Annotated in this window: 8 protein-coding genes; 2 read left to right on the plus strand and 6 right to left on the minus strand. The window is 71.9% G+C overall.

Annotated features, from left to right (window positions below; all coding sequences use genetic code 11):
* From D7W81_RS35255 to D7W81_RS35280, 6 genes are all read right to left on the minus strand, one after another.
* The coding region (locus D7W81_RS35255) for an NAD-dependent epimerase/dehydratase family protein (RefSeq protein WP_120559778.1) at positions 1–1,017 on the minus strand (1,017 nt) is incomplete at its 3' end.
* On the minus strand, positions 1,014–2,135 hold the full coding sequence (locus D7W81_RS35260; protein WP_120559773.1) for an NAD-dependent epimerase/dehydratase family protein: 1,122 nt from the start codon (positions 2,133–2,135) through the stop codon (positions 1,014–1,016). The genes D7W81_RS35260 and D7W81_RS35255, both read right to left, overlap by 4 nt.
* A gap of 168 nt (positions 2,136–2,303) precedes the next feature.
* Complete coding sequence (locus tag D7W81_RS35265) at positions 2,304–4,109, minus strand: ABC transporter ATP-binding protein (RefSeq protein WP_244227662.1); 1,806 nt, start codon at positions 4,107–4,109, stop codon at positions 2,304–2,306.
* A gap of 45 nt (positions 4,110–4,154) precedes the next feature.
* A complete protein-coding gene (locus tag D7W81_RS35270) occupies positions 4,155–5,153 on the minus strand; it encodes a Gfo/Idh/MocA family protein (protein ID WP_120559774.1) in 999 nt (332 codons plus the stop codon).
* Positions 5,150–6,124 (minus strand): MDR/zinc-dependent alcohol dehydrogenase-like family protein, encoded by a 975-nt coding sequence (locus D7W81_RS35275; protein WP_120559775.1) that lies wholly within the window; start codon positions 6,122–6,124, stop codon positions 5,150–5,152. The genes D7W81_RS35270 and D7W81_RS35275 overlap by 4 nt, the downstream gene beginning before the upstream one ends.
* A gap of 104 nt (positions 6,125–6,228) precedes the next feature.
* Positions 6,229–7,911 (minus strand): DUF5060 domain-containing protein, encoded by a 1,683-nt coding sequence (locus tag D7W81_RS35280; protein WP_120559776.1) that lies wholly within the window; start codon positions 7,909–7,911, stop codon positions 6,229–6,231.
* Between the two features lie 134 nt (positions 7,912–8,045).
* Between D7W81_RS35280 and D7W81_RS35285 the strand changes: the two genes are divergently transcribed.
* Positions 8,046–8,603 carry a protein-tyrosine phosphatase family protein gene (locus D7W81_RS35285; protein ID WP_120559780.1) on the plus strand — a complete coding sequence of 186 codons (558 nt, stop codon included), beginning with the start codon at positions 8,046–8,048 and terminating at the stop codon, positions 8,601–8,603.
* 5 nt (positions 8,604–8,608) lie between these two features.
* Positions 8,609–10,414, plus strand: coding sequence for a hypothetical protein (locus D7W81_RS35290; RefSeq protein WP_120559777.1), 1,806 nt, complete (start codon positions 8,609–8,611; stop codon positions 10,412–10,414).
* Positions 10,415–10,963: the final 549 nt, after the last annotated feature.

Here is a 10,963-nt window from a genome sequence, read left to right on the forward strand (position 1 = left end):
GCCCCCCAACCGAGACACCCCCTCCTCCACGGACACCCGGGGCATCCACCCGGTGGCCCGCGTGAAGGCGCGCGTGTCGGAGACGTAGTAGCGCTGGTCGCCCGTGCGCCAGCCCTCGAACGCGACGCGCGGCTCGCGGCCCGTGCTCCGCTGGATGAGCGTCAAGAGCTCCAGCAGGCTCACCGTCCGCCCCGGCCCCCCGCCGATGTTGAAGGCCCGTCCCTGGATGCGCGGCATGGCCTGCTGCGCCAGCCGGAAGGCGCGCACCAGGTCCTCCACGAAGAGGAGGTCGCGCACCTGCATGCCGTCGCCGTAGAGCGTGAGCGGCTCGCCCTCCAGCGCCCGCAGGAGGAAGTGCGCCACCCAGCCCTGGTCCTCCGTGCCGAACTGCCGGGGCCCGTAGATGCAGCTCATCCGGAACACCACCGCCGGCAGGCCGAAGGTCCGCGCGTAGTCCAGCACGTACTGGTCCGCCGCTCCCTTCGAACAGCCGTAGGGGCTCTCGAAGTCGAGCGGGCACGCCTCGCTGATGCCATGCGCGAGCGTCTGCGCGTCCGCCGGCGCGTAGCGCTGGCCCCGGACCGCGAGCTCCAGCCCCTTCAGCCCGCCATACACCTTGTTGGTGGAGGTGAAGATGAGCGACGGAGGCGTCTCCAGCTCCCGCAGCGCCTCCAGGACGTGGAGCGTGCCGCGCGCGTTGACGTCGAAGTCGTGGAGCGGGGACTGGAGGCTGTGCGTCACCGCCACCTGCGCGGCGAAGTGGAACACCTCGCTCGCGTCCCGCACGGCGCGGCGCACCGCGAGCAGGTCGCGCGTGTCCGCCACGTCGATGCGCAGGCGCTCTCCGTGACGCTCGCGAAGCCAGCGCAGGTTCTTCTCCACGCCGGGGCGCGACACGTTGTCCACCACCCGCACCGCCCGCCCCTCCTGCAGGCAGTGGTCCGCCAGGTTGGAGCCGATGAAGCCCGCGCCCCCGAAGATGACGACCGTCCCCTCCCCGCTGGCCACGGGCCTCATACGGTGAGCCCCCGGGCGTCCAGCTCCGCGCGCGCTTCCGCGGCCCGGTCCTGGGCCACCCGTCCCACGAGCCACCGCGACAGCTCCAGGAGCCCCTCCTGGAAGCCCACGCGGGGCGCGTACCCCAGCACCTGGCGCGCGCGGGTGATGTCCGCGAAGCAGTGGCGGATGTCGCCCATGCGGTACTTCCCCGTCACCGCCGGCCGCATCCGGGACAGGCCCATCACCTCGCCCACCGAGCGAGCCACGTCGCGCACGGTGACGGCCCGGCCGCTGCCCACGTTGAGCACCTGCCCCGCGGCGCCCTCCACCTGGAGCGCCAGCCGGCAGGCCTGCGCCACGTCGTGCACGTTCACGAAGTCGCGCTGCTGCAGGCCGTCCTCGAAGAGCAGCGGCGCGTTCCCGTTGAGCAGCCGCGCCGCGAAGATGGCCAGCACGCCGGTGTACGGGTTGGAGAGCGCCTGGCGCGGGCCGTAGACGTTGAAGAAGCGCAAGCCCACGGTGGGGATGCGGTACGCGCGGCCCACCAGCAGGCACAGCCGCTCCTGGTCGAACTTCGACAGCGCGTAGACGGAGGACAGCGTGGGCGCCTTGTCCTCGGGCGTGGGCACGGGCGTGAGCCGCGTGCCGTGCGCGTCGCGCAGCTCCCAGTCCCCCGCCTGCAACTGCTCCAGCGACCGCTCCGGGCCCGGCACGGTGCGGCCGTCCGGCGTGAGGCACAGCCCCTCGCCGTAGACGCTCATGCTGGAGGCCACCACCAGCCGCTCCACGGGGCGCTCAATGAGGGCCTGGAGCAGCACGGCGGTGCCCTGGTTGTTCACCGACGTGTAGTGGGCCACCTCGTACATGCTCTGGCCCACGCCCACCGCGGCGGCCAGGTGCACGACGCAGTCCACCCCCTCCAGCGCCCGGCGCACGGCCTCCGCGTCGCGCACGTCCCCGACGTGGAGGTCCACCTCCGGTGACAGGTAGTCCGGGCGCTCGCGTCCGGGGCCGTGCACCTGCGGCACCAGGGAGTCCAGCGCCCGCACCCGGTGGCCGTGCGCGAGCAGCTCGTCCGCCAGATGCGAACCGATGAAGCCCGCGCCTCCGGTGATGAGGATGTGTTTGCGGCCCATGCGCTCCCCGCCCCCTGGCCGCGTCCACGCGCGCGGCCCCGCTGCCTGTCCGCGGGAACGGTAAACACCCCACCGTCCGGGTCATCCCTCCCGGATGGCTTGCCTGGGCGCGTGCCCTCGCGCGCGTTGGAAAGCGGCGTCACGCCCCGGGCGCGAAGGCGGGCTTGCTCAGGCGGACAGGGGCGGCGGAGGCGCTGGAAGCGGAGGGCGGTCGGGGAGCAGCCCGCGCGTCTGGCGGCGCACGAGCGACGCGTAGTAGCCGTCCTGGCGCATGAGCTCCGCGTGCCGTCCCTCTTCGATGATGCGCCCCTCCTGGAGCACCAGGATGCGGTCCGCGTCCACGACCGTGGACAGCCGGTGGGCGATGGCGAACGTGGTGCGGCCCTTCATCAGGCGGCCCAGCGCCTCCTGCACCAGCGCCTCGCTCTCCGCGTCCAGGGCGCTGGTGGGTTCGTCCAGCACGAGGATGGGCGGGTCCTTGAGCAGCGACCGCGCGATGGCGACGCGCTGGCGCTCGCCCGCGGACAGGCGGCTGCCCTTCTCCCCCACCACGGTGTCGTAGCCCTGGGGCAGCCGGTCGATGAAGACGTCCGCGTGCGCGGCGCGGGCGGCGGCCTCAATCTCCTGCTGCGAGGCCTCCGGCCGGCCGTAGGCGATGTTCGCGCGCACGCTCTCGTTGAAGAGCAGGCCGTCCTGGAGCACCACTCCGATGTGGCGGCGCAGCGACATCTGCTTGAGGGACCGGACGTCCTGCCCGTCGATGCGCACCGAGCCCTGGACGGGGTCATAGAAGCGGCACAGGAGGCTCATCAGCGTCGTCTTGCCCGCGCCGCTGGGCCCCACGAGGGCAATGGTCTCTCCCGGCCGGACCTTGAGGTCCACGCCGCGCAACAGCGGCCGGCCCTCGCCCGCGGCGGAGGGGTAGGCGAAGTGGATGCCGGAGAACTCCACCTCGCCCTTCACGTCCGTCACCTCGCGCGCGTCCGGCGCGTCGCCCAGGCGGTCCTGCGCGTCCAGGATGGAGAACACCTGGTGCATGGCCACGGACGCGGTGCGCAGCGTGCGGTACACGCCGCTCAGGCCCTGCACCGGACCGAACAGCCCGCCGATGTAGCCCAGGAACGCCACCAGCGTGCCGGTGGTGACTTCGCCCCGGAGCACCAGCAGGGCGCCCATGCCGACGGACGCCACGCGCGCCACCAGCACGATGACGTTCTGGCTGCCGCTCACCACGGCGTCGTAGCCCACGCCCCGGACGACGACGGCGTTGGCCTCGCGCACGCCGTGCAGGAAGCGCTGCTTCTCACGCTCCTCCATGGCGAAGCTCTTCACGGTGACGATGCCGGAGAGCACTTCGTTGAAGCGGGCGTAGATGCTGGCCCAGCGGTCCATCAGCGTCTGCTCGCGCTGCGTCTGCACGGGCGCGGCCTTCCGGGCGATGAGCACCGGGAGGGGCGCGAACGCGAGCGCCACCAGCGCCAGCCGCCAGTCCAGCCGGAGCATGATGGTGACGGAGAGCAGCAGGTAGGCCGCCGCGGGCACCACGTTGAAGGCCAGCTCCGTGATGGCGCCCACGAAGCCCTGCATGCCGCGGTCGAGCCGGGTCATGATGGCGCCCACGCCCTCCTCGCGGTGGAAGCTCAGGGGCAGCGAGTGCAGGCGCGTGACGGTGGCCTCGTTGAGTGAATAGTGCACGTGGATGCGCGTGCGCCAGGTGAGCCAGTTCGCCGTGGAGGCGAGCACCTCGCGCGCAAGGCCCATGAGCACCAGGCCTCCGACGCCCAGGAGCACCGCGCGGGCGGCCCCCTGCGCGCCCAGCTGGTCGAAGATGTGCTTGAGCACCAGCGGCTCCAGCGCGCTCAGCGCGGAGCCCGTCAGCACCAGCAGGAGGATGAGGGCGACGGCGCGCCGGTGCGGCTGGAGCCACGCCATCGCGCGCGCCAGGGAGGCGGAAGGGACGGGAGGGTTCTGCATGAGCGCCAGGAACGCGCTGCCCTCCCCGCCCCTTCCCTTCGCGGCTCAGGCGTAGAGGAGGTCCAGCGCGGTGGCCACGTCCACGAGCCGCTCGGTCTCCACGTCGAAGCGCTCGCCCTTCGCCAGCCGGGTGGCCCACGCCACGGCGGCCCGTCCGCCCCAGGCATCGGGTGGCGCGCTCAGCCGTTCGCGCCGGGTGCCCTGGAACACGTCCGCGGTGAAGTCGAAGAAGGAGCCGTCCACGTTGCGCAACGCCGCCCCGCCCTTCGTGCCGTAGAAGGCCGCTTCAATGACCGCGTCGCACCCGGCGGGCAGCTTCCAGGAGCAGGCGAGCTGCACGCAGGCGCCCGTGCCCAGCACGAGCTGCGCGGCGGCGAAGTCCTCCACGCCCTCCTCGCGGGAGGTCAGCCGCTGGCCTCGTGCGAAGCGCCGGGCGGACACCGTCTCCACGGTGGGGAAGCCGAGCGTCCACAGCGCCAGGTCCACCAGGTGGATGCCCAGGTCCATCACGCACCCGCCGCCCGCCTGCTTCGGGTCGTAGAACCACAGCTTGTCCGGGCCGTACGCGTTGTGGAACACGAGATTCACCGCGTACACGTGGCCCAGCGCGCCCGACTGGATGTGTTCGTGCAAGTGCCGCATGCCGGTGGTGAAGCGGTAGCTCAGGTCCACGCCCAGGAGCCGGTCCGCCGCGCGGGCCGCGTCCACCACGCGGCGCACCTCCCCGGCCGTGCGGCCCAGGGGCTTCTGGCAGAACACGGCCACGCCGCGCTCCAGCGCCCGCAGGGACTGCTCCGCGTGCGCCGCGCTGGGCGTGGCGATGACCAGCCCGTCGAGCCCCAGGTCGAGCAGCGCGTCCAGGGACCCGACGCACTTCGCGCCAGGAGCCAGGGCCCGGGCCTCGCGGGCCGCGTCGGCGGCAGGGTCGCAGAGCCCCACCACCTGGACCTGCTCGGAGCGCACGATGTCCTTCATGCGGTTGCGGCCAATCCAGCCCATGCCCAGGAAGCCGACGCGGGGCCTCTTCTCCGGTCCGGCGCTCATAGGGTGACCACGCCCTTGAGGAAGCCGTCCGGACGCGTGCGCATGGCGTCGAACGCGCGGTCCATCTCCTCCAGCGGGAAGGACGTGAAGAGGGGGAACGGATCCAACCGGCCGGAGGCGACGGCGTCCACGGCCAGGCGCATGCCTTCCACGTAGACCCGCGGGTCGCGCTCGTGGGCGTTGATGACGTCCAGCCCGCGCCAGTTCCACAGCTGCATGTTCACTTGGCGGGGCCCGTCCTGGTGGTAGCCCGCGACCACCAGCTTCCCCCGCTCGCGCGTCAGCTCCCCGGCGAGCGCCAACGGCCACTGCTCGCCGACGACTTCAATGACGCGGTCGCAGAGGGCGCCGCCGGTGAGGGCGTTCACGCGCTCGATGATGCGGACGTGGTCATCCATGGGGATGCACTCGGCGGCGCCCTGCCCGCGCGCCAGCTCCAGGGCCCAGGGCCTGCGGGTGATGGCGAGGACGCGAGCGCCCGCGTTGGCCGCGAGCCGCGTCACCACCGCGCCCAGGAAGCCGATGCCGATGACGGCGACCGTCTGGCCCGGCTGGATGTCCGCGCGCCGGAAGATGTTCATCGCGCAGCCCAGGGGCTCTCCGGGGAAAGGTTTGCCCGCGAGCGACGGAGGCAGCACCACCGCGCAAGCCGCGTCCACCACGTCGTACTCCGCGAAGGCCGAGGACGACAGCATGGCCACGCGGTCACCGGGCTTCAGGCCGGAGACGTCCGGGCCCGGCGCGTCCACCACGCCCCAGCCCTCGTGCCCGGGTGCGCCGGGGGGCATGGGGTAGCGGAACCACTCGCGCCCTTCCCAGACGGGGAGGTTGGAGCCACAGACGCCGCAGCCCTCCATCCGCACCCGCACCTGGCCGGGGCCCGGTTCAGGCCGGGCCACGCGCTCCACGCGGATGCCCCGAGGTCCGCCCACCACCGCCGCCCGCATCGTGACCGCCGCTGCGCCATCCATGTGCTGCCTCCCCGGAGAATCTCCTCAAGCTACAAACCGCCCCGGCTCGAGGGACCCGGCGCGCCGGGGCAGACCTCCTGTGCACTCGTCGCCATGCGGAGAGTTCAGTGCACCGCCTCCACCACGCCGGCCGCGTGCCGCACGAACGGAGGCACGGGAAGCGACACCTCCGGCTCCATCACGAGCCGCTGCTCGCGGCTCAGCAACTCGCCCGTCACGTCGTTCCACCAGGTGATGCGGTACTGCCCGGGCGTCAGCCGCACACGCACCCGCGCACCGGTCACGGGCTGGCCGTAGCCCTCCTTCGCGCCCATCACCCACAGCGCCTGGAGGCCCGGACGTCCCAGGGCCCAGGCCCGCGTGCCCGTGGGCGATGCCGGAGGTGCTTCCTGCGGCAACAGCGGCGGACCTGGAGGCAGGCGGGCGAGGTAGTCCGCCAGCACGCGGAAGTGCCGGCCGCGCTCCGGCGTCATCGGCACGTCGGAGTCCTCGGTGAAGGGCGGCGCGCTGTGCGCGAGCACGCCCGCGCCACAGAAGGTGGTGACCCAGATGCCCACGTGCGTGTGGTCGTACGTCTGGCGGTCATCGCCGCCGTAGCCGAACTCGCCCAGGAGGAGGGGCTTGTCGTAGCCCCAGGTCTCCGCCACCTTGCGCGTCAGCTCCGCCGCGAGCGCATGCACCTGGTAGAACTCCTTGCCGTAGAGGTGCCACTGCAGCAGGTCGTCCTGCCGGCTCGCGTACCAGGGGCGCTCGTCGCCATCGACGTTCCAGTGCAGCCCCACCGAACCCACCGTGACGAGGTGCCCGTACGGGTCCTCCGCGTGCCACGTCGCCGCGAGCCGCTCCGCCCAGGGTATCCACGTCGCCTCGCCGACGTTGCCGTCCCACTCAGGTTCGTTGAGCAGGTCCACGGCCAGGAACGCGGGTGACGCGCCGAAGCGCGCGAGCACGTAGCGCAGCCGCTTTTCCGCCAGCTCCGGCCGGTCGAAGAAGTCATCAGGCATGGCGGCCGGGCCCCCTCGCGCGGTGCTGTAGGGATTGTCCTCCCAGCTCTTCCACGTCTCGCCCGGCGTGAAGCCCACCGCGAAGAGGCAGAGGATGACCTGGAGGCCGTGCCGTTCAGCGGCGTCGAAGAGGGCGTCGTAACGGGCGGCGACCTCCGGGTCGAAGACACCGGGGCGCGGCTCCAGGCAGCCGGGCTGGGGGCCGGGCACAGGCTCCTCCTGCTCGCAGTCGGTGAAGATGAAGATGCGCAGGGTGTTCATCCCGCGCGCCGCCATGCTCGCGATGTAGTCACTCGCGGACTGCTGGCCGTGGTTCCAGGTGGGGTCGTAGACGTTGAAGCGGTTCTCCCCCAGCGGCAGGAACGGCGTGCCGTCCTCCCACGCCAGGTGGTGCGCGGAGACCGTGCTCCGGCGCACGAAGCCCCGGCGTGAGGACGGCCGGGACAGGAACCGGCCCGACGCCACTTCGCGTGTCCCCGCCTGGATGCGGTAGCGGTACTCGCCCACCTCCTGGGGAGTGAAGCGCACGCGAAAGCCGCCGCCCGTCACGGGAAAGCCGCCCACGGCCAGCTCCCGGCCGGAGGGCGCCACGAAGCGCGCGAGCACGGGGACGTCGTCCGGAGCGCTCGTGCTGCCAGGGACGGTGAAGCCGAGCTCGAACCGCGAGTAACGCTCCAACTCCTGGATTGGAGCCGGGGCGGCGGGGGGTGGGCGATGGGCCGCGCACCCCGCGAGCAGCACGACCCACAGCCACACCCGGAAGCCCTTCGCGACAGGCGCCATGTCCCCTCCCCTCCCCGACGCCAATCAGCAGGCCGAGCGCCCGGAGCACGCCCGAGGCTCCCCAGCCGTCCCCCACGGAAGGCTCCTATCTTCCCTCCACGGCCACGAGGCGCTGGAGCGGCAAGGGAGTGCGCATGCGCGTGAAGGAGCGGGAGCTCAATCTCGACTGGGTGACACCGCTGTTGGCGGTGGGCGGAAGCTATCCCATGGATGCCGCCGCGCATCTGGCCCAGAAGCTGGGCGTGCGTCATGTGGTGGATGTCCGGGTGGAGTGCCAGGACGACGAGCACGTGCTGAGCGAGCACGGCATCACGTTCCTGCACCTGCCCACGGTGGACATGCGCGCCATCCAGTTGCGGATGATCCACGACGGCGTGGCGTGGGTGCGCGAGCGGCTGATGAGGGAGCAGAAGGTCCTCATCCACTGCGAGCACGGCATCGGAAGGAGCGCGCTGCTGGCGTTGTGCGTGCTGGTGGATCAAGGCCTGGAGCCGCTCGAGGCACTGGAGCTGGCGAAGACACGGAGGCCCTGCGTGTCACCGAGTCCCGAGCAACTGGGGGCCTTCATCGCGTACACGCAGGATGTGCATGTGAATAGGTCCGTTGCATGGCCGGTGCCCACGCTCGAAGCGCTGGGGACCATCGCGTACCGGCATCTGCGTGCCGGCATGGAAACGACGGGCGGAAGCTGAATGGCATGCTCGTCTACGGCGATCACCCGCGAGTGCTGTCGCCCACGGAAGTCCTCCGAGCGTTGGGAGTCCGGCTGAAGCGGCTGGCCACACTGCCTCCAGGACTGGAGCGGCACGCGGAGCGGAGGACGCTGTTCATCGAAGCCAGCGTGCTCGCGCAGGGCCTGCTCGACGCTGACGCGGCCGCCACGGGCGAGGACGAAGCAGGCCCCAGGAGCCAGACCTGGCTCGCCCTGCCACTGGAACTCGCGAGGCTCCTGGGTGAGGACTGGGACGGTGGCACGGCACCGGACACAGCAACGCTCGCGTTGATGGAAGCGATTGAACGGAGCGCACTGCCCGCGAGCGTGACGCTCAAGGAGCCCGAGGGCTACGCGCATTTCGCGCTCTACCCGGAGCTATACCTGGAGGCCACGAGGGCCTCGCGGCTCACGGGCTCGACACGCGTGGTGGGCGTACGCAGCATCGGTACCGGACTCGCGTGCATCGTTGCCGCGGGCCTGGGCGCAGCCACGCCGCCCATCACCGTCCGCCCCGTCGGTCCCCCATACGAGCGCCGGTTGCGTCCCGGTCCCCACCTCACGCGGGAATTGGAAGCCGTGGCCCATGCCGACGCGGTCGCCATCGTGGATGAAGGCCCCGGGTTGTCGGGCAGTTCCTTCGGTGCCGTGGCGGACTTCCTGGAGGCCCGGGGCATGCCCCGAGGACGGCTGCACTTCTTCCCCAGTCATGCCGGAGCTCCGGGCCCCATGGCCGTTGAGCATCACCGCGCACGTTGGACCCAGGCCCATCGCCACCCCCCGAACTTCGACGAGTGCGAAGCGCGACTCACGGCCTGGGTGGAAGACCTCACCGGACCGGCCATCGCGCCGCTGGAGGACATCAGCGCGGGAGCATGGCGCCACCACGCCTTCCCGGATCCGCGAGACTGGCCCGCGGTCCACATCCAGCAGGAGCGCCGCAAGTACCTGCTGACCACGGAGCGCGGCACGTTCCTGCTCCGCTTCGCGGGCCTCGGAGTCCCAGCGGAGCACCGGGTCCACCGCGCACGGCAGCTCGCGGAAGCGGGCTTCACGCCTCCCGTCATGGGGCTGCGCCACGGGTTCCTCGTGCAGCCCTGGCTGACGCATGCACGTCCCCTGTCCCGAGTGCAGGGTCCTGACAGCTCGGCGCCACGGGCTCCGTCGTGCGTCCTCGCCCGCGACCTGGATCGCGCCGCGCTGCTGGAGCACGTGGGCCGCTACCTCGGCTTCCGCGCACATACTTTTCCTGCTCTGGAGCCCGGACGCGGCGCGTCTGCCAGCCACCTGCTGGAGATGGCCCGCTACAACACCGTCCGCGGCATGGGCGAAGCCGTCGCGCGAGCCCTGGACGCATGGACACCGCGCCTGGACGCGCTCACACGCGCCGCCCGGCCCGTGGAGACGGACCACAAGCTCCATCCATGGGAATGGCTCATGCTCCCCGGAGGCCGGTTCCTCAAGACGGACGCCGTGGACCACCACGCCGGGCTCGACCTGGTGGGCTGTCAGGACGTGGCCTGGGACATCGTGGGCGCCACCGTGGAACTGGACCTGAGCGAACCCGCGCTCACCACGCGCGTCGAGCACACCCGCGGCCGCCCTGTGTCCCCGCTGCTGCTGCGCTTCTACCGGCCGTGCTACCTCGCCTTCCAATACGGCCACCACACCCTGGCCGCGACCGCGTTGGAAGGCGTGGCCCGGGACGAAGCCTCACGACTGCGCGCCGCCGCGGCCCGCTACGCGGTACGCCTGCGCGACGACCTCGGCAGGCCGCCAGAAGTTCGCTGACCCATCCCGCGCCCCGAAACGCTCCGTGAGGACATGCGCTTCGTGGCGCGCAGCAATGGATCGCGACGGGATGCTTGAGCGGAGGCCAGGGTGGAGCCTCGGACGGAGCCCCCTGCCGGGAGCGCCGTCGCCCAACTGGTCCGACTGTCGGACCGCCAAGTCAGTCCCAGGCAGGGGGCTCTGCCGGAAGCGCCGTCGCCCAACTGGTCCGACTGCCGGACCACCAAGACAACCACAGGCAAGGGGCTCTGGCGGGAGCGCTGTCGCCCATCCGGTCCGACTGCCGGACCGCCAAGTCAGTCCCAGGCAGGGGGCTCTGCCGGAAGCGCCGTCGCCCAACTGGTCCGACTGTCGGACCGCCAAGGCGGCAACAGGCGGAGGCGCCTGCCGGGAGCGACGTCGCCCAACTGGTCCGACTGTCGGACCAGTTCGCGCCCCTTCGGGCCCGGGGGCGCGCTGGCTCAGCAGGGTGGCCGCTCGCATCCATGTCAGACCCATCTGGTTGGATGGGCGAAGCATTGGCGAGGAGGGGGCGGGGATGGTGAGGGT

Source organism: Corallococcus aberystwythensis, assembly GCF_003612165.1.
Taxonomy (GTDB): domain Bacteria; phylum Myxococcota; class Myxococcia; order Myxococcales; family Myxococcaceae; genus Corallococcus; species Corallococcus aberystwythensis.